The 21,880-nt window shown below is 67.6% G+C and carries 22 protein-coding genes; 11 read left to right on the top strand and 11 right to left on the bottom strand.

Annotated elements, in window-relative coordinates:
- Nucleotides 1-39: 39 nt before the first annotated feature.
- A complete protein-coding gene (gene purQ, locus V7Q42_RS05365; protein ID WP_333822921.1) occupies nucleotides 40-729 on the bottom strand; it encodes a phosphoribosylformylglycinamidine synthase subunit PurQ in 690 nt (229 codons plus the stop codon).
- A gap of 114 nt (nucleotides 730-843) precedes the next feature.
- The gene (gene purS / locus V7Q42_RS05360) at nucleotides 844-1,083 is read right to left on the bottom strand and encodes a phosphoribosylformylglycinamidine synthase subunit PurS (protein WP_333822920.1); all 240 of its coding nucleotides are present in this window, start codon (nucleotides 1,081-1,083) and stop codon (nucleotides 844-846) included.
- A gap of 249 nt (nucleotides 1,084-1,332) precedes the next feature.
- Between purS and V7Q42_RS05355 the strand changes: the two genes are divergently transcribed.
- The 4 genes from V7Q42_RS05355 (at nucleotide 1,333) to V7Q42_RS05340 (ending at nucleotide 5,028) form a co-directional block, all read left to right on the top strand.
- A complete protein-coding gene (locus tag V7Q42_RS05355; protein WP_333822919.1) occupies nucleotides 1,333-2,646 on the top strand; it encodes a cyclopropane-fatty-acyl-phospholipid synthase family protein in 1,314 nt (437 codons plus the stop codon).
- Between the two features lie 743 nt (nucleotides 2,647-3,389).
- Complete coding sequence (locus V7Q42_RS05350; protein ID WP_333822918.1) at nucleotides 3,390-3,692, top strand: ArsR/SmtB family transcription factor; 303 nt, start codon at nucleotides 3,390-3,392, stop codon at nucleotides 3,690-3,692.
- Nucleotides 3,689-4,765: a permease gene (locus V7Q42_RS05345; protein ID WP_333822917.1), complete on the top strand. Its 1,077-nt coding sequence runs from the start codon at nucleotides 3,689-3,691 to the stop codon at nucleotides 4,763-4,765. Before V7Q42_RS05350 ends, V7Q42_RS05345 begins: the two co-directional genes overlap by 4 nt.
- A 26-nt stretch (nucleotides 4,766-4,791) precedes the next feature.
- The gene (locus V7Q42_RS05340) at nucleotides 4,792-5,028 is read left to right on the top strand and encodes a thioredoxin family protein (RefSeq protein ID WP_333822916.1); all 237 of its coding nucleotides are present in this window, start codon (nucleotides 4,792-4,794) and stop codon (nucleotides 5,026-5,028) included.
- A 96-nt stretch (nucleotides 5,029-5,124) separates the two neighbouring features.
- Here V7Q42_RS05340 and purC read toward each other — a convergent pair whose 3' ends face one another.
- A complete protein-coding gene (purC, locus tag V7Q42_RS05335) occupies nucleotides 5,125-5,925 on the bottom strand; it encodes a phosphoribosylaminoimidazolesuccinocarboxamide synthase (protein ID WP_333822915.1) in 801 nt (266 codons plus the stop codon).
- Nucleotides 5,926-6,314: 389 nt separating this feature from the next.
- Here purC and V7Q42_RS05330 point away from each other — a divergent pair, with 389 nt between their 5' ends.
- Nucleotides 6,315-6,638, top strand: a complete 324-nt coding sequence (locus tag V7Q42_RS05330; protein ID WP_333822914.1) for a DUF1476 domain-containing protein — start codon at nucleotides 6,315-6,317, stop codon at nucleotides 6,636-6,638.
- 166 nt (nucleotides 6,639-6,804) lie between these two features.
- Here V7Q42_RS05330 and V7Q42_RS05325 read toward each other — a convergent pair whose 3' ends face one another.
- Nucleotides 6,805-7,374: a hypothetical protein gene (locus V7Q42_RS05325; protein ID WP_333822913.1), complete on the bottom strand. Its 570-nt coding sequence runs from the start codon at nucleotides 7,372-7,374 to the stop codon at nucleotides 6,805-6,807.
- A gap of 249 nt (nucleotides 7,375-7,623) precedes the next feature.
- Nucleotides 7,624-8,394 carry a phage minor head protein gene (locus tag V7Q42_RS05320; protein WP_333822912.1) on the bottom strand — a complete coding sequence of 257 codons (771 nt, stop codon included), beginning with the start codon at nucleotides 8,392-8,394 and terminating at the stop codon, nucleotides 7,624-7,626.
- A 95-nt stretch (nucleotides 8,395-8,489) separates the two neighbouring features.
- On the opposite strand from V7Q42_RS05320, the gene V7Q42_RS05315 reads away from it, so the two are divergent.
- Both V7Q42_RS05315 and V7Q42_RS05310 read left to right on the top strand, forming a co-directional pair.
- Nucleotides 8,490-9,323: an HpcH/HpaI aldolase family protein gene (locus V7Q42_RS05315; protein WP_333822911.1), complete on the top strand. Its 834-nt coding sequence runs from the start codon at nucleotides 8,490-8,492 to the stop codon at nucleotides 9,321-9,323.
- Nucleotides 9,324-9,568: 245 nt separating this feature from the next.
- Entirely contained in the window at nucleotides 9,569-10,045 is a 477-nt protein-coding gene (locus V7Q42_RS05310) for a phosphate-starvation-inducible protein PsiE (protein WP_333822910.1), read from the top strand.
- A gap of 57 nt (nucleotides 10,046-10,102) precedes the next feature.
- On the opposite strand, the gene V7Q42_RS05305 is transcribed toward V7Q42_RS05310, so the two are convergent.
- Nucleotides 10,103-10,672, bottom strand: coding sequence for an RBBP9/YdeN family alpha/beta hydrolase (locus V7Q42_RS05305; protein ID WP_333822909.1), 570 nt, complete (start codon nucleotides 10,670-10,672; stop codon nucleotides 10,103-10,105).
- A gap of 236 nt (nucleotides 10,673-10,908) precedes the next feature.
- Nucleotides 10,909-12,264, bottom strand: coding sequence for an adenylosuccinate lyase (gene purB, locus V7Q42_RS05300; protein WP_333822907.1), 1,356 nt, complete (start codon nucleotides 12,262-12,264; stop codon nucleotides 10,909-10,911).
- A gap of 233 nt (nucleotides 12,265-12,497) precedes the next feature.
- Here purB and V7Q42_RS05295 point away from each other — a divergent pair, with 233 nt between their 5' ends.
- From V7Q42_RS05295 to V7Q42_RS05285, 3 genes are read left to right on the top strand one after another with little or no spacing between them, the layout of a single operon-like run.
- Nucleotides 12,498-13,748, top strand: coding sequence for an NAD(P)/FAD-dependent oxidoreductase (locus tag V7Q42_RS05295; RefSeq protein WP_333822906.1), 1,251 nt, complete (start codon nucleotides 12,498-12,500; stop codon nucleotides 13,746-13,748).
- Nucleotides 13,748-13,978, top strand: coding sequence for a hypothetical protein (locus tag V7Q42_RS05290; protein WP_333822905.1), 231 nt, complete (start codon nucleotides 13,748-13,750; stop codon nucleotides 13,976-13,978). The genes V7Q42_RS05295 and V7Q42_RS05290 overlap by 1 nt, the downstream gene beginning before the upstream one ends.
- A 29-nt stretch (nucleotides 13,979-14,007) precedes the next feature.
- On the top strand, nucleotides 14,008-14,343 hold the full coding sequence (locus V7Q42_RS05285; RefSeq protein ID WP_333822903.1) for a hypothetical protein: 336 nt from the start codon (nucleotides 14,008-14,010) through the stop codon (nucleotides 14,341-14,343).
- 131 nt (nucleotides 14,344-14,474) lie between these two features.
- Here V7Q42_RS05285 and V7Q42_RS05280 read toward each other — a convergent pair whose 3' ends face one another.
- Nucleotides 14,475-14,954, bottom strand: a complete 480-nt coding sequence (locus V7Q42_RS05280) for an Lrp/AsnC family transcriptional regulator (RefSeq protein ID WP_333822902.1) — start codon at nucleotides 14,952-14,954, stop codon at nucleotides 14,475-14,477.
- A gap of 217 nt (nucleotides 14,955-15,171) precedes the next feature.
- On the opposite strand from V7Q42_RS05280, the gene V7Q42_RS05275 reads away from it, so the two are divergent.
- Complete coding sequence (locus V7Q42_RS05275) at nucleotides 15,172-18,660, top strand: indolepyruvate ferredoxin oxidoreductase family protein (RefSeq protein WP_333822901.1); 3,489 nt, start codon at nucleotides 15,172-15,174, stop codon at nucleotides 18,658-18,660.
- On the opposite strand, the gene V7Q42_RS05270 is transcribed toward V7Q42_RS05275, so the two are convergent.
- From V7Q42_RS05270 to V7Q42_RS05260, 3 genes are all read right to left on the bottom strand, one after another.
- Nucleotides 18,661-19,701 carry a P1 family peptidase gene (locus V7Q42_RS05270; RefSeq protein ID WP_333822900.1) on the bottom strand — a complete coding sequence of 347 codons (1,041 nt, stop codon included), beginning with the start codon at nucleotides 19,699-19,701 and terminating at the stop codon, nucleotides 18,661-18,663.
- 146 nt (nucleotides 19,702-19,847) lie between these two features.
- Nucleotides 19,848-20,963 (bottom strand): branched-chain amino acid ABC transporter substrate-binding protein, encoded by a 1,116-nt coding sequence (locus V7Q42_RS05265; RefSeq protein ID WP_333822899.1) that lies wholly within the window; start codon nucleotides 20,961-20,963, stop codon nucleotides 19,848-19,850.
- A gap of 561 nt (nucleotides 20,964-21,524) precedes the next feature.
- Complete coding sequence (locus tag V7Q42_RS05260) at nucleotides 21,525-21,875, bottom strand: DUF6867 family protein (RefSeq protein ID WP_333822898.1); 351 nt, start codon at nucleotides 21,873-21,875, stop codon at nucleotides 21,525-21,527.
- Nucleotides 21,876-21,880: the final 5 nt, after the last annotated feature.

The raw sequence follows: 21,880 nt of genomic DNA, 5'->3' as shown, positions 1-21,880 counted from the left end.
GGCGCGGAAAGACGCGCGAAACGGGGATCGGCGGATCGCTCACGCCACCTTGGCGAGGCTCTCGAACAGGCCGCGGCCGTCGGTGCCGCCCTGCAGTGCTTCGATCAGGTTCTCCGGGTGCGGCATCATGCCGAGCACGTTGCCGCGCTCGTTGACGATGCCGGCGATGTGGTTGAGCGAGCCGTTCGGGTCGGCGGCTTCGGTGGTGCGGCCGAGTTCGTCGCAGTAGCGGAAGACCACGCGGCCCTCACCCTCGAGACGGGCGAGCGTCTCGGGATCGGCGTAGTAGTTGCCTTCGCCGTGGGCGATCGGGCAGCGGATGACCTGACCGGCGGTGTAGGCGGAGGTGAAGGCGGTCGTCGGGTCGTCGACGCGCAGATGGACCTCCTTGCAGACGAACTTCAGCGAGGCGTTGCGCATCAGAGCGCCCGGCAGCAGGCCGATCTCGGTGACGATCTGGAAGCCGTTGCAGACGCCGAGCACGTAGCCGCCGCGGTCGGCGTGGCGCTTCACCGCGTCGATGATCGGCGAGCGGGCGGCGATGGCGCCGCAGCGCAGGTAGTCGCCGTAGGAGAAGCCGCCGGGCACGGCGACGACGTCGACGCCGTCGGGCAGTTCGGTCTCGGTGTGCCAGACCATGACCGGCTTCACGCCCGTCACCACTTCGAAGGCGCGGGCCATGTCGCGTTCGCGATTGATGCCGGGGAAGACGAGAACGGCGGACTTCATGGGCTTCATCCTGTCACGGGGCCGGGCGGAGCGGGCCGCGGCCGAAGGTCTCGAGCGACGGGCGCGGGCGCGAGAGGCGCGTCGCGACGCCCGGAGCCGGCGGCTCGGCGCGGCTCAGACCAGTTCGATCCGGTAGTTCTCGATGACGGTGTTGGCGAGCAGCTTCTCGCACATGGCGGTGACCTCGGCCTCGGCCGCGGCGCGGTCGGAGGTGGCCAGCTCGAGCTCGATCAGCTTGCCCTGGCGGACGTCGTCGACGCCGGCGAAGCCGAGGCTCTTCAGCGCCCCCTGGATCGCCTTGCCCTGGGGGTCGAGAACGCCGTTCTTGAGGGTGACGGTGACGCGGGCTTTCATGGGGGTCGTCCTCGGCTGGTGGCACGGGCTCGGAAACGCCGAAAAGGCCGGTCCGGACTCGCCGTCCGCCGACGTTTCTTCGATCGAGCCCGCGCGTAGCATGCGACGCGAGGAGGGGCAAGCCGAACACTCGGCGAGGAGATCGGCCGACCACGCCGGATCGAAGGTTGGCAGCCCTTCTCGCGTCTTGTAGAACCGGGCGGTTCATCGAAAGCATGGCGCGGTGCGGCCGCGAGAGGGATTTCGAGCATGGCGGGTGACACACGGATCGAGGCGGCGAAGCGTATCGCGGCCCATGTGGCGGAGAAGGTCGACGCCGATCTGTCGCTCGAATTGTGGAACGGTGAAGTGGTGCCGCTCGGCAGGTCGGCGCGCGACGACATCCGTATCCGCATCGCTCATCCGGACGTCATCCGCCGCATGCTGCTCAGCCCGAAGCTGATGACCGTCTACATGCTCTACGCCGCGGGCGACTTCGACATCGTCGGCGGCACGCCGCTCGAGGCGATCGAGCGTTGGGACCACATGAAGGTGCTGAAGACGGCGCGCGGTCTGTCCAAGTGGTGGCTGATCAAGAATCTGCTGCCCTTCGTCTTCTCCCGCCGCGATGTCGCCGCCATCGATGCCGGTAACGCCTATACCGCCGACGTCGCGAAGAAGCCCGAATCCGGTCGCAACGACAAGGAACTGATCCAGTTCCACTACGACGTGTCGAACGAGTTCTTCGGGCTCTTCCTCGATCCCGAGATGGTCTATTCGTCGGCCTATTTCCAGGACGACGAGACGACGCTCGAGGATGCGCAGATCTTCAAGCTCGACATGATCTGTCGGCGTCTCAGGCTGAAGCCGGGCGACCATCTGCTCGACATCGGCTGCGGCTGGGGCGGTCTGATCTGCCACGCGGTCCGCAACTACGGCGTCACCGCCCACGGTGTCACCCTGTCGCAGAAGCAGTTCGACTTCGTCACCGCCAAGCTCGCCCGCCTCGGCATCGCCGACAAGGTGAAGCTCGAGCTCAAGGACTATCGCGAGATCGAGGGCGAGGAGGTCTACGACAAGATCGCCCAGATCGAGATGTTCGAGCACGTCGGCCTCGACAACCACGACCGCCACTTCTTGCAGATGCACAAGCTCCTGAAGCCGCGCGGGCTCTACCTGCACCAGGCGTCGGTGCGGCGGGCGACGCGCGACCTCTCGAAGTTCCGCAAGCAGACCGCCTACATGAAGTTCATCACCACCTGCATCTTCCCCGGCGGCGAACTCGACCACATCGGCCTCACGGTGACCAACCTGGAGCGTCTCGGCTTCGAGGTCCACGACGTCGAGAACTGGCGCGAGCACTTCTCGCGCACGACGCGGTGCTGGAGCGAGCGGCTGGCCGCCAACCGCGACAGGGCGGAGGCGGAAGTCGGTGCGGCCAAGACGCGGCTGTGGCTCGCCTATTTCGCCATGACGACCCTCGGCTTCCAGCGTGGCCCGATCCTGGTCTACCAGACGCTCGCCTCGAGGCGCCGCTCGGGCTTCTCCGGCCTGCCGTGGACGCGCAAGGACCTCTATCGCTGAGGCCACGTGGTCCACGGATCCTGGATTTCGGCCGGCCGGCGTCGCGAGACGCCGGCCGGTTTCGTTTCGAGTCGGGCGAATGTGGGGTGCGATGGGTCGAGACGGCGCGCGACGCGCGCCACCTCACCATGGGGGCCCGGTGCTCGCCGATGAAACGCCGGGGCCTCGTGATGGAGGCTCCGGGACGGGTGGCCTCCCGACGTCGAATACGTTCGTGTCCGCAGCGGTGGGCATCGTCGATGGAGGAAAGCCACTGCAAGCCGTCATCGCCGGGCTCGACCCGGCGACCCGGCGGGCTCTCCGCTCGGAGATGGGCCCTTGGATCGCCGGGCCGGGCCCGGCGATGGCGAACCGAGAGGAGAGAGCGGAACAGCCGTACCGGTGGCTTCGGTCGGCTCGCGTCGTTCGACACTTTCCATCCCGCGGGGGGCGCAGACCCATCTCGAAGGGTCGCGCATGAGAATCGACGCGACGGCCTTTTCGAATATGCGGTCCCGATAGCTGGGGCGTGGCCAGGAAATGTCCGGCACCCCGTGGGTCGTCGACATCGTTTCCAACCCCGATCTCGTGGAGCAAAATGCGCTTGATCGCTCATGCGCATGAGCGCATATTGATCAATGCCGATCCGAACGGGTGCACTCGCGGGACGGGTCGTCGGCCGGTAGCTGGTACCCGGGTACCGATGTAGCCATTCGCACGCCGGGTTCGCCGAGCCGGTCTTCGAAGCGCCAAGGGGCAGGGTGATGAAGCGAACCGTCGATCTCCTCTCGGCCCTCGCCGAACCGACCCGTCTCGGGGCGCTCCGGCTCCTGTGGGACGGGCGCGAGCACTGCGTCTGCGAACTCATGGAGCGGCTCGGGGCGACCCAGTCGCGGATGTCGCGGCACATGAGCGTGCTCGAAGCGGCCGGCTTGGTGACCGGGCGGCGGGATCGCCAGTGGGTGCGCTACACCCGTTCGGTCCGGCTGGCGCCGGAGGTCGCGGCGTTGGTCGATGCGGCGCTGGCGCATGCCGGCGACACGGCGGGGCAGGAGGCGGCGGCATGAGCGACTGTCGGGTGACATCCTGTGGGGCAGGGCCCGCGCCGAAATCCCCGACCTCGTCGCGGGCCCTGTGGATCGGCGGCACGCTCGCCGCACTCGTTCTGTGGTGGCTCGTCTATGGCCAGTTGAAGCTGCTCGCCGACCGGGCGACGGCGGCGTTGCCGCTCGCCCCCGGCAGCCACGCGGCCGAGGCGGTCGCCTTCTTCCTCTACGACACGCCCAAGGTGTTGATGTTGCTCACCCTGGTGGTCTTCGTCATGGGCGTGGTGCGCAGCTTCTTCTCGGCGGAGCGGACGCGGGCGCTGCTCGCCGGCCGTGCCGAAGGGGTCGGCAACGTCGCCGCGGCCTCACTCGGCATCGTCACGCCGTTCTGCTCGTGCTCGGCGGTGCCGCTGTTCATCGGCTTCGTCTCGGCCGGGGTGCCGCTCGGCGTCACCTTCTCCTTCCTGATCGCCGCGCCGATGGTCAACGAGGTGGCGCTCGGCCTGCTCTTCGCCCTGCTCGGCTGGAAGGTGGCGGCGACCTATCTCGCCTTCGGCCTCGGCGTGGCGATCGTCGCCGGCTTCGTCATCGGCCGCTTCCATCTCGAAGGCTGGCTGCAGGACTGGGTCAAGGCGGTGCGTGCCGGGGCGGTCGATCTGCCGCCCGAAGACCTCGACGTGGTCGATCGGCTCAGGGCCGGCGTCGACGCGGTGAAGGATATCGTCGGCAAGGTATGGGCATGGATCCTCGCCGGCATCGCCGTCGGGGCGTTCATCCACGGCTGGGTGCCGGCGGACCTGCTCGCCTCGATCATGGGGCGCGGGGCGTGGTGGTCGGTCCCGGCGGCGGTGGTGGTCGGCATCCCGATGTATTCCAACGCCGCGGGAATCGTGCCGGTGGTCGAGGCGCTGATCGCCAAGGGCGCGGCGCTCGGCACCGTGCTCGCCTTCATGATGAGCGTCATCGCGCTCTCCGCGCCCGAACTCCTGATCCTGCGCAAGGTGCTGACCGACCGTCTGATCGCCGTCTTCGTCGGTGTCGTCGGTCTCGGCATCCTGGCGGTGGGCTACCTCTTCAACGCGCTCTTCGGTTGAGAAGAGCGAAGACCGGGAGACTTCCGATGAAGACCGTCAAAGTGTTGGGGCCGGGCTGCAAACGTTGCGAGGCGACGGCCGAGCTGGTGAAGACGGAAGCGGCGAAGCTCGGGCTCGAGATCGCGCTGGAGAAGGTCACCGACTACGCGGCGATCGCCGGTTTCGGCATCGCGGCGACGCCGGGCATCGTCGTCGACGGCAAGGTCGTCCATGCCGGCGGCTTGCCGAAGGCGGAAGACGTGGCGAAGTGGCTGGCGGGGTGAGCGATCTCGTCGTCGATTCGATTTCGCGACGAGAAAGGCCGGCGCCTCGCGGCGCCGGCCTTTTCGTTTCATCCGACCGATCGCGCGGATCGCGCCTCACTCCACCAGCGTCGGGCCGGAGCCGGCGGCGGGGGTGACGTTGTCGTTGAGGATGCCGAGGCGGCGGGCGACTTCCTGGTAGGCCTCGAGCATGCCGCCGAGGTCGCGACGGAAGCGGTCCTTGTCGAGCTTGTCGCCGGTCGACTGGTCCCACAGGCGGCAGCTGTCGGGCGAGATCTCGTCGGCGAGCACGATGCGCATCATGTCGCCTTCCCACAGCCGGCCGAACTCGATCTTGAAGTCGACCAGACGGATGCCGACGCCGAGGAACAGGCCGGAGAGGAAGTCGTTGACGCGGATGGCGAGCGCCATGATGTCGTCGATGTCCTGCGGGCTCGCCCAGCCGAACGCCGTGATGTGCTCCTCCGACACCATCGGGTCGTTGAGCTCGTCGTTCTTGTAGTAGAACTCGATGATCGAGCGCGGCAGCTGGGTCCCCTCGGGGATGCCGAGACGGGTCGAGAGGGACCCGGCGGCGACGTTGCGCACCACCACCTCGAGCGGGATGATCTCGACCTCGCGGATCAACTGCTCGCGCATGTTGAGGCGCTTGATGAAGTGAGTCGGCACACCCAGCGCGTTGAGCTGGTTGAAGACGAACTCGGAGATGCGGTTGTTGAGCACGCCCTTGCCGTCGATGACGGCGTGCTTCTTGGCGTTGAACGCGGTCGCGTCATCCTTGAAGTGCTGGATGAGCGTTCCCGGTTCGGGACCCTCGTAGAGGATCTTGGCCTTGCCTTCGTAGATGCGGCGCCGACGATTCATGGGTACGTACCGTGGTCTGAAGAGGAAATCCATTCGGCCGGAGGCCTCCGAGAGCGGCCCGTCCGGGTGCGGGCCGGTTGCCGCGTCCGGTTCGACCGGGGCGCGACGACGACGAGGCGCGCGGACGACCTCCCACGGAAACCGGCTTTCGCCGCCGGCCTCCACCGAAGGACGACGCGCGGGTGCGGGGAATCTCCCCACGTCCCGCGCGCCGACGAGCCCACATTATCCGATGCGACCCGCCTTCACAATGTGAGCGGCCATGCGGCGCTACGCTGCGGCGGGGACACGAGGAGACGGGACGGTGCGACGCCGGGTCGTCGAAGGTCCCGTTGATTTGCGGGTCGTCGGGCGCTATCAGTGCCTCGACAAGGGCCCCCCTATACGCGATGCCTTCGCGGTTTTCCAGGAGATTTCGGGACATGACCACGTTCGACAAGCGCGAAGAGGCCTTCGAGAAGAAGTTCGCCCACGACGAAGAGCTGCAGTTCAAGGCTTCGGCCCGCCGCAACAAGCTGCTCGGCCTGTGGGCGGCGGAAAAGCTCGGGCTTTCCGGCGACAAGGCGGCGGACTACGCCAAGGAAGTGGTCGCGGCCGATTTCGAAGAGGCCGGCGACGAGGACGTCTTCCGCAAGATCCGCAAGGATTTCGACGCTGCGAACGTCGGCCAGTCCGACCACCAGATTCGCCGCGCCATGGAAGAGCTGATGGCCACGGCGATCGAGCAGATCAAGACCCAGGGCTGATCCGAGCCCGCGGGCTCGGTCGAGCGAGACGATTTCGGCGCGCGGATCCGATCGGGTCCGCGCGCTTTTTCATGCGTTTCGGTCCCTCGTGCCACCCACGATCGGTCCGACGTCGATGCTCCGAGTTTTCGCCTCGGCGACTTCGACGAGGATGGCGGCATCGCGATCACTTCGCCGGTCGTTCGGGCGTCGTCGCCGACGGTCGTTCGGGTGCCGGCGCCGACGGTCGCGCCCGGCAGGGGTGGCCGGGCGGGCACCAAGGCGCGCCCGGCTTCGTATAGCGCCAATCGTAGAAGGGGTCGTCCAACAGCAGGTCGCCGCCGATATTGGTGGCGAAGTAACCGACGCATCTTCCGTCATCCCGCAAGAGGCCGCTCTTGCGCACGACGTCGGAATAATCGGGGTCTCTCCCTCGAACGATCGGCTCGTTTCCGCCCAGCCAGATGTAGTTGCCGCTCGAAAAGGTGATCACGCGCATGGCCTCGTCGTCGAAGCAGAGGAACTCGATGTCACGGATCAGTGGCTCGCCGTAGGTCCATCGGCGCAGGTCGATGCGGGTCCCTTTCTTCCAGTCGAGGGCACGGACGAGCACGGTACCGTTCGGAAGAGCGTATTCCTTATCGAACCGCGCATAGAGCACCAGGAGAGGGTAGACGACGATCACCGCCGCGACGACCCAGAGAACCTGTTGTAGACGGCTGAGAGGGGCGGGCGAGGGCTCGTCGAGGTGGGGCAAATTTCACCTTCGATTCGGATCGAAATACGAGATGATCGCTCGGTCGGCGAAGATATCTGCGCGGAACGAAGCTGTCCAATGTCCGACCATCTCGTACAGCGTTCCGCCTATAACTGTCAGAATTTTCAGTATTTTCGTGGCGTCTTCAATTTTGTCTGGAGTTGGTATTTCTGATGGTAGGATCTTGATCCTGGCAATCGTGTAAGCAAGTCGAAGAAAATACTCCCATTTCAATGGGTTCGAACTCAATCATGCCGCGAAGTCACGCAGGTCGACCGGGCCGGTGAATACGTCGTAGAAGTTGAAATTCGTTTCGCCCGCTATCGAGATCATGTTTCCTCGTCTTTCGGCCGTTCCATCGAAGGCCCCGGCGACGGTCGAGTTCCCATGGGAGAACGCCACGTCGCCGAAGTCGTTGGCTTTGCCGAAGTCGTGATGCACGCTTCCGGGTGTCGAATCCCGAGCCGCGTCGGCGATCTGATCCGAAAGCCGCCGGAAGGCGCCGTCTCCGCCGGATGAATAGGCATGGTACTCGGCGATTTCGCGGAGGTGGCCGATCTCCTCGAGGGTGACCGTTCGTCCGCCGCCGGTGAAGAGGTGCCAGACGAAATCGCTGTCCTCCCAACGTCCGTAAGACGATGCGAGGCCGGAGGTGAAGGTGTGTTCGGCGAACTCTGTTTCGCCCTCCCGGTGGGGAACCGCCACGCAACGACAGTCGGGTTCCATTCCCGGGTGGCCGGTCTCCGGCGGCGTGGACCAGGAGAAGATGCGGCCATCGTTGGCGCGATGTGCCGGCCGCACCTTCTCGTCGCGGCGGCTGCGCCAGACGTAGCGCTCGGGGGAGAGATCGTCCTTACGTTCCAGCGGAAGTTCGATCGACGTTCCCTGCCGCAGATATCGGTCGAAGCGGAGGCGGTAGGTGTCGGCTCGATGAAGGGTCATGGGCGAGGTTCCCCGAACGGTTCTCGCCGTGATCGGGCCGGTTCTTCCGGTGGGGACGGTTCGCCGGTTTCTCCCCATGAGTGGGGGCGGAACGCGAGCCGACGAAACGGAATTGCCAGTCGCCCCGTCTCGTGGCACGACGCGGAGAGGCCCTTCCGCGACGAGGCGCACCGATGACCGACACCGCCGCATCCCATCCCGCGCTCTCCTTCGCCGAACGGCTCAGGGCCGGGGAGGCCTTCGTCGGCGGCTGGTTCAGCCTGCCGGAGGTCCATTTCGCCGAAGCGGTGGCGGCGAGCCCGGTCTCGCCGATCGTCCTCGACGTGCAGCACGGGCTGCACGACGTCGCTTCGATCGTCTCCTGCGTCACCGCGATCGCGGCGGCGGGCAAGCCGGCGTTGGTGCGGGTTTCGGTGGGTGATTTCGTGCTCGCTGCCCGGTCGCTCGACGTCGGCGCCGTCGGGGTGATCGCACCGATGATCGACACCGCCGAACAGGCGCGGGCCTTCGCCGAACAGGTGAAGTATCCGCCGCGCGGACGCCGCTCCTGGGGAGCGGGGCGGGCGATGTCGGTGCTCGGCGGCGTCGAGCCACCGACCTATCTGAGAGAGGCCAACGATCGCACCCTGGCGCTGGCGATGATCGAGACGCGCGAGGCGGTCGAGGCGGTCGAGGAGATCCTGGCGGTCGACGGCATCGACGGCGTCTTCGTCGGCCCCAACGACCTCTGTATCGCGCTCACCGACGGCGACCGCGCCGACACGCGCGATCCGATCCTGAACGCCGCGCTCGACCGCATCGTCGCGACGGCGCGCGCCGCGGGCAAGATCGCCGGGATCTTCGGCGGCCCGGCGGAACGGGCCGCTGCCTTCCGTGCCAAGGGCTTCTCCTTCGTCACCGTCGGCTGGGACCAGATGTACGTGGCGGCCGGCATCGCGGCGATGCTCGACGAGATGGAGAAGACCGCGACCTCCGCCGGCGGCTCACCGGGGCGGACGAGCGACTGATACCGGGCTCGTGAAATTCGGTTGGTCCGAATTTCACGAGTGTCACGGCCCGGCCGGGCGACGCCCGTTCGGGCTCGCCTTCGCCGACGATGTTTCGAAAAGGTCGACACATCGTCGGCTCGGTATGGGGGCGACTCGCGTCGATCCGTCATCTGGAATTCCTGGGTCTCCCGGTCGTAGGAAAGGAGCGAGCCTTCCGGCGCCGCGCGGCGGACCGGCGGGCCGTGTCTCCGGTGGGGGAGGGGATGGCGATGGACCTCGAGGGCATCAGAACGGTGAACCATCGGATGCGGCGGATGGCCGATCCGGTCGGCGATCTCCTCACCGAGACGTTTCATTTCATCGGTCTGTTCGCCATCGGCGGGGCGACGGTGTGGGCGGCGATACATGCCTTCACCGGGATGATCGCCAAGGGGCACGCCTCGATCGAGGATCTGCTGCTGCTCTTCATCTATCTCGAGATCGGCTCGATGGTCGGGATCTATTTCAAGACCAACCGAATGCCGGTGCGCTTCCTCGTCTATGTCGGCATCACCGCGCTGACGCGCCATCTGATCGGTTACATCAACCATGAACCGAAGCCGGACATGGGGATCCTGATCATGGCCGGTGGCACGCTGATCATGGCGATCTCGGTGCTGGTGCTGCGCTACACCTCGGTCAAGTTCCCGGCCCCGGAGGCGGTGGAGAGCTCGCGCGCCGATCACACGTCGACGGATTGAGGTCGCCTCATCCCACCGCCATCCACGACCGGCGATCTCCCGCGCGGACGACGCGCCTCATCCGATGCGGTCGAGCAGACGACCGAGGTGGATCAGACCCTCGGGCCAGATGCCGAGGCGCTGCAGATTGCCGATATGGCCGAGTTCGCCGACGTCGACCAGTTCGGCGCCCCAGGCGGTGGCGCATTCGATGGCGCGAGCGAACGTGACGCGCGGATCGTCGCGCGAGGCCAGCACCATCGCCGGGAAGGGCAGGGGGCGCATCGGCATCGGCGCGAAGGGGCGCACCGTGTCGAAGGACGGATCGGGATCCTCGACGTTGGTCGGCGAGACGAGCAGCGCGCCGGCGACCTTGGCGAGGTCGGCGGAGGACGCCGCGTCGGCCCATTTGACGATGGTGGCGACGGCGAGCGAGTGGCCGATGACGACGCAGCGGCGCGGGGTCGTCCGGATCGCGGCGTCGAGACGGCCGATCCAGTCGCCGGGCTGCGGCTTCTCCCATTCGGTCTGGAGCACGCGCGACGAATTGGGGATCGCCGCGGCCCAGGCCGACATCCAGTGGAACGCATCGGAATTGCCGCGGCCGGGGACGAGCAGGATGTCGATGTCGGCGAGCGAAAAGGGCATGGGTGGGCCTCGCAGGTGAGAGCGAAGGGCGAGGGTAGCGCCGACCGCGCGGGCAGGCGAGGGGGATGTCGGCGCATGGTACGCGATGGTTCGAGACGGTGTTCCTCCGGAACACCTCCTCACCATGAGGCGTTGTTGGATCATCCAACCAAAACAAGCGCCTCATGGTGAGGAGGACGCCGGAGGCGTCCGTCTCGAACCATCGCGCAACTTCCGAACGAGCCACTGCGCGCGCGTCAAATGCCGATCGCTCGCCGACCGCTCCGGTTCTCCCCGAACACTCGGGCGAAGATCGTGTCGACGTGCTTGAGGTGATAGCCGAGGTCGAACTTCTCGCGGATCTCCTCCTCGGACAACGCCCTGCGGACGTCCTCATCGGCCAACAACTCGGCGAGGAAGTCGACGGTGGCGGCACCGGTCTTCTGGTAGCTGTCCCACACCTTCATGGCGTTGCGCTGGACGAGGCGATAGGCGTCCTCACGCGACACGCCGGCCTGGGTGAGCGCCAGCAGAATGCGCTGGGAGTGCACGAGGCCGCCGAGGCGGTCCATGTTGCCGGCCATGCGCTCGGGGTAGACCACCAGCTTCTCGATCACGCCGGCGAGGCGGTTCAGCGCGAAGTCGAGGGTGACGGTGGCATCGGGGCCGATCATGCGCTCGACCGAGGAGTGGGAGATGTCGCGCTCGTGCCACAGCGCCACGTTCTCCATCGCCGGCAGGGCATAGGCGCGGACCATGCGGGCGAGGCCCGTCAGGTTCTCGGTCAAGACGGGGTTGCGCTTGTGCGGCATCGCCGAGGAGCCCTTCTGGCCGGGGGAGAAATACTCCTCCGCTTCCAGGACCTCGGTGCGCTGCAGGTGGCGGATCTCGATCGCCACGCGCTCGATCGACGAGGCGACGACGCCGAGGACGGCGAAGAACATGGCATGGCGATCGCGCGGGATGACCTGGGTCGAGACCGGCTCGATGGTCAGGCCCATCTCTTTCGCGACATGCGCCTCGACGCGCGGATCGATGTTGGCGAAGGTGCCGACGGCGCCCGAGATCGCACATGTGGCGATCTCGTCACGCGCCGCCACCAGCCGGGCGCGGTTGCGGGTGAACTCGGCGTAGGCTTCCGCGAGCTTCAGGCCGAAGGTCACCGGCTCGGCATGGATGCCGTGCGAGCGGCCGATGGTCGGGGTGTGCTTGTGCTCGTAGGCGCGGGTCTTCAGCGCGGCCAGCACCCGGTCGACGCCGGCGACGAGCAGGTCGCTCGCGCGCTTCAACTGCACCGACAGGCAGGTATCGAGCACGTCCGACGAGGTCATGCCCTGGTGGACGAAGCGGGCCGAGGGGCCGACGATCTCGGCGAGGTGGGTGAGGAAGGCGATGACGTCGTGCTTGGTCACCGCCTCGATCTCGTCGATGCGGGCGACGTCGAAGGTGGCGTTCTTCGCCTTCTTCCAGATCTCCTCGGCGTCCGACTTCGGCACGACGCCGAGCTCGGCCAGCGCATCGGTGGCGTGCGCCTCGATCTCGAACCAGATGCGGAAGCGGGACTGCGGCTCCCAGATGGCGGTCATCTCGGGGCGCGAATAGCGCGGGATCATGGGGCACCTCGGGGCTTCGGGCGGGGTTTCGGCGGAAAATCTCGGCGCCGGAGTAGCAGGAACGGGCGTCCGGCTCAACTCGCCGGCCGTGGCGGGGGCCGAAGGTCGCATGGCGGCGCCGCGTCGGTCGCCTTGCTTCCGCCGAGGTGGGCGGGCACGATCCGCCCACTCGCGCGACGCCCCTCGTCGTGCACGCCCGACCGACCGCTCGGGCACCTCTGCGGGAGGCAGGATTGATTTCCACCGACGTGATCGTCCTCGGCGCCGGCATGGTCGGCACTTCGGCCGCGCTGCATCTCCAGACGAAGGGCAAGCGGGTGGTGATGCTCGATCGCCGCGGCGTCGGCGAGGAGACGAGCTACGGCAACGCCGGTGTCGTCGAGCGCGAGGGTCTCGTCCCGGTCGGTTTCCCGCGCGAGATCGGGGCGCTGATCCGCTACGGCCTCAATCTCTCGACCGAGGCGCACTACCATCTCTCCTTCCTGCCGAAGATCCTGCCTTGGCTGTGGCAGCTCCGACAGGCGACCGACACCGCCGGCATCGTCCGGTTCGCGGCCGCCGTCGAAGCGCTGTCGCGTCATTCGATCCCCGAACATCGGGCGCTGGCGAAGGAGGCGGGGGCCGAGGCCTTCTTCCGCGAGACCGGCTGGGTGCGGCTCTATCGCAGCCACAAGGGGCTGGCGGATGCCGCGAGCCTGCACGACTTCGCAGATCAATACGGCATCGAATACCGCCATCTCACGATGGCCGAACTGAAGGAGCTGGAACCGGACCTGACGCCGACCGGAGTGGGCGCGGTGTTCTGGCCGGAGACCCAGTCGGTCAGTTGGCCGGAGGGGGTGACCAAGGCCTACGCCGATCTCTTCATGGCGCGCGGCGGTGTCGTGGCGCGCGGCGATGCGCGGTCGCTCAGACGTGGCGGCGAAGGCTGGGTGGTCTCGACCGAAGACGGCGACCTCGCCGCCACCCACGTGGTGGTGGCGCTGGGGCCGTGGTCGAACGACCTGCTCGACCGCTTCGATCTGCGTTTTCCCCTGGCGGCGAAGCGCGGCTACCACATGCATTTCGCGCCGAAGGGCGAGGCCGGGTTGTCGCGGCCGATCGTCGACATCGAGAAGGGCTACGTCATCACGCCGATGCTCAAGGGCATCCGGCTGACGACCGGCATCGAGTTCGCCGAACGCGACGCGCCGCCGACGCCGGTGCAGCTGGAACGGCTGAAACCAGTGGCGCGGGCGCTGTTTCCGCTCGGCGCCGAGGTCGATCCCGAGCCCTGGCTCGGCAAGCGGCCGACGCTGCCGGACGGGTTGCCGATCATCGGACCGGCGCCGGGCGTGCCGGACATGTGGCTCGATTTCGGCCATGCGCACCTCGGCTTCACCCACGGGCCGATCTCGGGACGCTTGATCGCCGAGGCGATCTCGGGTGAAAAGCCGCTGGTGGACCTCACGCCCTTCCGGGCGGAACGTTTCGGGAGACGGTGATGGGTGCGAAACTGCTCGGCGGGTTGATGATCGTGATCGGGCTGGCCATGCTGGCCATGGGTGCGATCAACTACCTCGGCTACGGCATCGGCCTCGACGGCAACACGCCGATCGTCGCCATGGGCCTGATCATGCTCTTCCTCGGCTGGCTGAAGTTCGGCGACAAACCGAAGTCGGAGGGCGAGGGCGAACGCGCCGGCTCGATCTCGGACAACAACCGGCAACGCTGAGGCCGCTTCATGCAGCGGACGGAGGGATGATGAGCGATCGTCGGGTCGGCCTTCTCCTGATCGCGCTCGGTGCAGCCGTCTGCGGCCTCACCTACGCCGTGGGCGAGGGGCTCGTCACCGGCGTGCGTGCGGCGTGGCCGGCGTATCTGGTCGGCGGCGTGCTGGTGGTGATCGGCCTCGTGAACCTCCGAGGCTCTCGCGAAACGCGACGCTTTCCGGGCGACGGCCGTGGCCCGGACGCGGACGCCACCGGTCGGCTCGGCGGCCCGGTGCGACCGAACCCGCGCCTGTGGCGATCGAACGTGGCGAACCCCCACGATCCCGTGCATCACCTCGGTGGTGGCGAGCCGAACGGTCGCGACTGAACCGCGATCCGTAGAGTGCAAAGAGCGCGAGCGAATTGCACCGGCGTCCTTCGCGGATCGCTTCGGGCGTCCCACGCGGAGTCGGCCGGTGCAATTCGCTTCGCTCATTGCACCCTTCCCTCGCGCCGACCTCAATTCTCGCGGAGCGGCAGGCTCGGGGTGTCCTTCACCGTGGCGACGACGATGTGCGACTGGACGTCGGTGACGAGGTTGTTGTCGAGCAGCTTCATGCGCAGGAAGGTGTCGTAGGCCTTCATGTCCTCGGCGACGACCTTGATCAGATAGTCGACGGCGCCGGTCACCCGCTCGCAGGTGATGACCTCCGGCCAGGTGGCGACCTTGCGGTCGAATTCGGTCATGTTGTCGAGCGAGGGCACGCCGAGCTTGACGAAGGTGTAGACGACGAATTCGAGACCGACCGCCTCGCGATCGACCAGGGCGGCGATCTGCTTGATGACGCCGGCGTCCTTCATCCGCTTGATGCGGCGCCAGCACGGCGTCTGGCTCATGCCGGCTTCCTTGGCGATGTCGGCGATGGCCAGAGAAGCGTCGCGCTGGAGCACCCGGAGGATGCGAACATCGTGGGCGTCGAGGAGAATCTTTTCCGGCATCCCGCATCACCTGGAAAAATCCGACGCCGATGGGCGATCGGGCGGGCAACGTAGCACGGAATTGATCGGCGCAAAGGTGTATTCTGATCGATACAAAGTCGGCCTCGACGAGCCCTTCCGGGGGTGAAGGCGAGGCGGATCGCTCCTGTTGCAGACACGGCGCGGAAGATGCCGGGACCGGGCGATCGGGTGGAAACCGCGTCAAGGAGGAAGGCCGATGAACGGTGCCGTCAGACCCGTCTCGCTCGCCGACAAATACGTCCTCGATCACGGACGAGTCTACATCACCGGCATCCAGGCGCTGGTGCGGCTGCCCCTCGATCGAGTGCGGCTCGATCGCCAGGCGGGGCTCGACACCCGCGGCTTCATCTCCGGCTATCGCGGCTCGCCGCTCGCCGGCTACGACCAGCAGCTGATCGCCGCCAAGCGCGATCTCGACGCCCACGGCATCGTCTTCACCCCCGGCGTCAACGAGGAACTGGCGGCCACCGCCGTCTGGGGCTCGCAGAAGGTCGGCGGGGCGGACGCGACCCAGGACGGCGTCTTCGGCATCTGGTACGGCAAGGCGCCGGGCGTCGATCGCTCCACCGACGTGTTCAAACACGCCAACCAGTCGGGCACGTCGCGCCACGGCGGCGTCTTGGCGGTGGCCGGTGACGACCATCTGGCGAAATCCTCGACCGTCGCCTGCCAGTCCGAATTCCAGTTCGTCGACTGCGAGATCCCGGTCCTCAATCCCGCCGACCTGCAGGATGTCGTCGACTTCGGCCTCTACGGCCTCGAGTTGTCGCGCTACTCGGGTCTGTGGGTGTCGATGATCGCGGTCGCCGACACGATGGATTCGTCGGGGATCGTCGACGTCGGCCTCGATCGCCACGTCTTCCGTATGCCGCGTGCCGAGTTCGATCCGCGGATGCGCGACGCCGTCGATCGGCCGATGACGCTGAAGGCTCGCCTCGACAACGAGCGTTCGGTGCGCGAGATCCGCCTGCCGGCGGCGATCGCCCACGCCCGCGCCAATCGCATCGATCGTCCGACCTTCGGCTCGAAGCGGCCGCGCATCGGCTTCGTCGCCACCGGCAAGGCCTATCGCGATCTGCGCCAGGCGCTGGCGCTGATCGGCATCGACGAGAGCCAGGCGGCGCGGCTCGGCATCGCCATCTACAAGGTCGGCATGAGCTGGCCGCTGGAGCCGGTCGGTCTCGGCACCTTCGCCCGCGGGCTCGAGAAGCTCGTCGTCGTCGAGCACAAGCGGGCGCTGATGGAGCCGCAGATCAAGGAACTCGCCTATCACTGGCCCGACCATCAGCGGCCGCGCATCTGGGGCAAGTCGACGCCGGAGGGCGAGCCCTTCCTCTCCGCCATCAAGGAACTGTCGGCATCCGACATCGTGCCGGCGCTGATGGCGGTGGTGCCGGGCCTCTCCGACGACGAGGGCGCCCGGGCGGCGGCCGACGGGCTCGTCCAGCAGACCATGTGGGCGGTCGGCCATGCGGCCGATGCGCGGCGCTCGCCCTATTTCTGCTCGGGCTGCCCGCACAACACCTCGACCAGGACTCCCGAGGGGGCGCGGTCGATGCCGGGCATCGGTTGCCACGCCATGACCGAACTCGCCGAGCGCACCACCGAGGGGCTCACCGCCATGGGCGGCGAGGGCGTGCCGTGGGTCGGTCAGGCGCCGTTCTCCAGGACCGGGCACATGTTCGCCAATCTCGGCGACGGCACCTATTTCCACTCCGGCCTGATGGCGATCCGTCAGGCGATCGCCGCCAAGGTGCCGATCACCTACAAGATCCTGTTCAACGACGCGGTCGCCATGACCGGCGGCCAACACGTCGACGGTCAACTGACCGTGCCGCAGCTCACTCGCCAGCTCGAGGCGGAGGGCGTGGCGAAGATCGTCGTCGTCGCCGACGACCCGACCAAATACGGCTCGCGCCGGGGCTTCGCGCCCTTCGTCGAGGTGCGGCCGCGGGCCGAGCTGCTGCTGGTCGAGGAAGAACTCGCCAAGGTGCCGGGCTGCACCGTGCTGATCTACGATCAGGTCTGCGCGGCGGAGAAGCGGCGGCGGCGCAAGAAGGGGACCTTCCCCGATCCGGCCAAGCGGCTCTTCATCAACGAGCGGGTGTGCGAGGATTGCGGCGACTGTTCGAAACAGTCGAACTGCGTCGCGGTGGAGCCGGCGGAGACCGCCTTCGGGCGCAAGCGGCGGATCAACCAGGGCAACTGCAACAAGGACTTCTCCTGCGAGACCGGTTTCTGCCCGTCCTTCGTCGAGGTGATCGGCGGCAAGCTGAAGCGCTCCGGCACGCGGCTCGATCCGGTTGAACTGGCCGGCGATCTGCCGGCGCCGGTCACCGCCCGGCTCGACCGCGTCCACAATCTCGTCATCGCCGGCATCGGCGGCATGGGCGTGACCACGGCGGCGGCGGTGCTGGCCATGGCGGCGCATGTCGACGGGCTCGATACGGCGACGCTCGACATGACCGGCCTCGCCCAGAAGGGTGGTCCGGTGACCAGCCACGTCCGCGTCGCCCGCTTCACCCATCCGATCGAAGGGCCGCGGGTGCCGACCGCGTCGCTCGACGTGCTGATCGCCGCCGACATGCTGGTGGCGGCGGGAGCCGAGCAGTTGGCGGCGGCCTCGCCGAAGCGTACCGCGGTCTTCGCCAACGTGCGCGTGGCGCCGACGGCAGAGTTCGTGCTGCGCCAGACCCAGACCTTCCAGGCCGGCCGGCTCGCTCAGACGCTCGAGGAGGTGGCGGCGCGGTTCCACGGCTACGACGCCGGCGACCTCGCCGAGCGGCTCTTCGGCGATGCGCTCTACGTCAACATGATCCTGATCGGCGCGGCGGCGCAGTCGGGTGTGTTGCCGATCTCCTATCGGGCGCTCGAGACGGCGGTGCGCCTCAACGGCGCGGCGGTGGAGGCCAATCTCGCGGCGCTGGCGCTCGGCCGTGCCCTGATCGGTGCGCCGGAGCGGGTGAAGGCGCTCCTCGAACCCCACCCGAGCGTCGATCCGGCGGCGCAGTCCTTCGTCGAACGGCTCGACTTCCTCGCCGCCGATCTCGAAGCCTATCAGGACCGCCGGCTCGCCGACGACTTCCGGGCTCGGGTGGAACGGCTGCGCGCGGCGGAAGCGAAGGCGCTGCCGGGATCGGAAGGGCTGGCGCGGGCGGCGATGGAGATGCTGTTCCGCGTCACCGCGATCAAGGACGAGTACGATGTGGCGCGCCACCAGTCCGATCCGGCCTTCGCGGCGCGGCTCGCCGAGACCTTCGAAGGGGCGCAGAAGATCCGCCTGGTCATGGCGCCACCGCTCCTGTCGCCGCTCGATCCGGCGACGGGGCGGCCGAAGAAGACGAGCTGGGGTCCGTGGATCCTGCCGGCGATGCGGGTCCTGGCGGGGCTGAAGCGCTTGCGCGGCACCTGGGCCGACCCGTTCGGCCACACCGCCGAGCGCAAGGCGGAACGGGCGATGCGCGACGCCTATCGCGGCGACCTCGAGCGGATGGCGGTGGACCTCGAGCGCGCCGGCGCCGGGGCGCGGCTCGACCTGCTGCTCGACCTAGCCTCCTGGCCGCGCGACGCCAAAGGCTACGGCCCGGTCAAGGAGGCCGGCATGGCGCGGGCGCGGGCGACGCGGGACGGGATCCTGGCGAAGCTCGAGGCGCCCGAGACGGCCGTCGCGCGGGCCGCCGAATGATCACAGCACGAGCCGGGTGACCGGCCCGTCGTCGTCCCACAGGTCCTCCCAGGTGGGGAGCTCGTCGTAGGGCTTGGGGCGGGCGGCGTGGACGCCGCGGGCGATGGCGCGCGCCATCACCTCCGCCGCGGTGATGCCGAGGCCGACCATGTCGGCGAGCGGCTCGTCGAGCGGCCGTTCTTCGGTCGAAAGGGCGAAGACGAGGTCGCCGTCGAGCGGCGTGTGGGCGGGCCAGAGCGCGCGGGCGAAGCCGTCGTGGGCCTGGATGGCGAGGCGCTTGGCCTGGGCCTTGGTGAGCGTCGCGTCGGTGGCGATCACCGCGATGGTGGTGGCGGTTCCGGTCGTCGACGCGGCTCCTTTGAGCTTCGGGTCGGTGGCGTCGTGGGGCCAACGCGCGGGCAGGCCGAGGCCGCCGAATTCGTCGTCGATTTCGTGGGGCGCGGCCCAGAAGCGACCGGTGTCGCCGATCACCGCCGAGCCGACGGCGTTGACGGCGACCAGCGCCGCGACGGTATGGCCGGAGGGAGCGATCTGTGAGGCCGAGCCGAGGCCGCCGATCAGATCGGCGGTGGTGCAGCCGTAACCGGCGCCGATGGTGCCGAGCGGGAAGGGGCTGTCGTCGGCGTCCTCCGCCGCGGCCCAGCCGAGGTCGCGGTAGGGTGGGAAGCGGCCCCAGTTCTTGTCGCCGCCGTTCATGAGATCGAAGAGGATCGCCGCCGGAACGATCGGCACGCGGACGTCGCCGACGGCGAAACCGCGGCCGCGGGCCCTGAGCCAGGCCTGGACGCCGCTCGCGGCATCGAGGCCGAAGGCGGAGCCGCCGGAGAGCACCAGGGCGTCGATCCGGTCGACCGTCTCTTCCGGTGCCAGCAGGTCGGTGTCGCGGGTGCCGGGTGCGCCGCCCATGACGTGCACAGCGGCGATCGACGGCCGATCGGCGATCACCACCGAGACGCCGGAGCCGAGCCGGCGATCGTGGGCATGGCCGACGGTGAGACCGGCGACGTCGAGGATGGAATTGGTCGGACCTGCGCGACGCACGCGATTCTCCCCGCTCGAACTATCGGGGGTGAGACTAGCACGCCGCGCGGCGCGCGCCTCCAGAAGGCGAAACCGCCGCGTGGCTTCCCACGCGGCGGTTCGTTCGAAGGCCGAGGCCGGGCGGCGAAGGCCGCCTCGGATCCGGATCAGTCCTGAACGTAGGAGATCTTGCCGTCCGGCATCTTCTTCCAGGTGTACATGACGTAGTCGACGTCCTTGCGGTCGCCCTTCTTGTCGTAGGCGATGTCGCCGAGCACGGTCTTGAAGGTCATGCCCGAATGCATGGCTTCGGCCATCTTCTTCGGGTCGAGCGAGTTGGCCTTCTCGGCCGCCTGCTTCATGATCTGGACCGCGGCGTAGGAGTAGAGGGTGTAGGCCTCCGGCTCGTAGTTCTTGGCGCGGAACTTGGCGACCACGTCCTTGGCGGCGGCGTTCTTCAGCGGATCGGGGCCGAAGGACATGAGGGTGCCGACCACGCCGTCGCCGCCGATGGTGGCGAATTCGGCCGAGGTGATGCCGTCGCCCGAGAGCATCTGGGTCTTGAGGCCCTGATCGCGCATCTGGCGGATGATCAGGCCGCCTTCGGTGTGCAGGCCGCCCCACATGATGACGTCGGCGCCCGAAGCCTTGATCTTCGAGACGAGGGCCGAATAATCCTTCTCGCCGGCGTTGATGCCTTCGTAGAGGACTTCCTTGATGCCGGCGGTCTTCATGAAGCCCTTGGCGGCATCGGCCAGACCCTGACCGTAGGTGGTCTTGTCGTGGACGATGGCGATCTTCTTGCCCTTGAGGTTCTTGACCGCGTAGTCGGACCACAGCTTGCCCTGCTGGTCGTCACGGCCGCAGGTGCGGAAGACGTTCCACAGACCACGCTCGGTGATCTTCGGGTTGGTCGCCGACGGGGTGATCACGAGGAGGCCGTTCTCGGCGTAGACCTCGGAGGCCGGCATGGTGACGCCCGAGTTGAAGTGGCCGACCACCAGCTTGACGCCGTCACCGACGAACTTGTTGGCGATCGAGACGCCCTGCTTCGGATCCGAGACGTCGTCGCCGATGGTGGTGACGATCTTCTGGCCGAGGATGCCGCCGGCGGCGTTGATGTCTTCGACCGCCTGCTCGGTGCCGTTCTTGAGCTGAGCGCCGAAGGCGGCGTTCGGGCCGGTGATCGGGCCGGCGATGGCCAACTTGACGTCGGCATTGGCAACGCCGGACCAAGCCAGACCAGCGGCCAGAACCAGGCCGGACAACCACATCTTCTGCATGGGACTACTCCTCTCCATCGTTCTTTCGAGAACGTCAGTTCAACGTCCCTTCCGCCGAAGTTCGCACCCGCGCGGTTTCGTCGGAGGTCGTATCCGGTTTCATCCCTCCCCGGGGAGGGGAGGGGCCGGCGATCCCGACCCGGATCGGTCGAGCCGTCGGTTGGAGCCGTCCCGTGCGCCTCCCTCGGGAGGGGATGGTCCGGCTCCGATGGGCGTACTCTCTCCCGCTTCCGAGCTGTTGTCATCCCCTTTCTTGCGCAAAAAGCACGCGTCGGAAGAAGATGGTGACCGAGTTCGGCGGTGCTTGCCGTTGCTTTGTGCAGTGCGGCAAGAATTGATGCGTGACAACGTCGTTCATCGCCGGAGCGAATTCGCGAAAGGCGCTTCGGAGGGACTTTCAGAGACGGAACGACACCCCAGTCCGCGAAGCCGACGACTTCGCGGGTGCGAATGAACTCGACTGTGGCGTCCCTCCCGAAAAGGTCGGCGCCGTCGGCCGGTCGGGTCCCGAACCGAGGTTCGTTCCGAGGCGGCGAAGGTCGCAGCCGGAATGATCCGGCGTCAGGCGCGGTCCTTCCAGAACATCGGGCCGTTGGGCAGATAGAGCCAACGGTATTTCGCGGTCATCTGATCGACGCGCATCATCCGGTAGCCGATGGCGCCGATGATCTGCACCACCACCAGATCGACCAGATAGAACTGCAGCGACAGCAGGGTGCCGTCGAACAGGGCGAAATGGATGAAGCGCACCGCTGCCGCCAGCAGGGCCAGATAGCCGACCAGAACGGGATAGCGCTGCCAGGTCGAGGCCATGGCGCGACCGGTCATCCAGGCACCCCACCCGCCCATCACGAAGGTGACGAGCAGGAAGGTCCAGATCGAGGATTCCTCGTAGAGAATGCCTTCCAGCATGTGAC

This window comes from Pinisolibacter sp. (assembly GCF_036782435.1).
GTDB lineage: Bacteria > Pseudomonadota > Alphaproteobacteria > Rhizobiales > Ancalomicrobiaceae > CALBKH01.
Note: the sequence above shows the minus strand (reverse complement) of the source record. Positions and strands in the feature narration are given on the sequence as shown.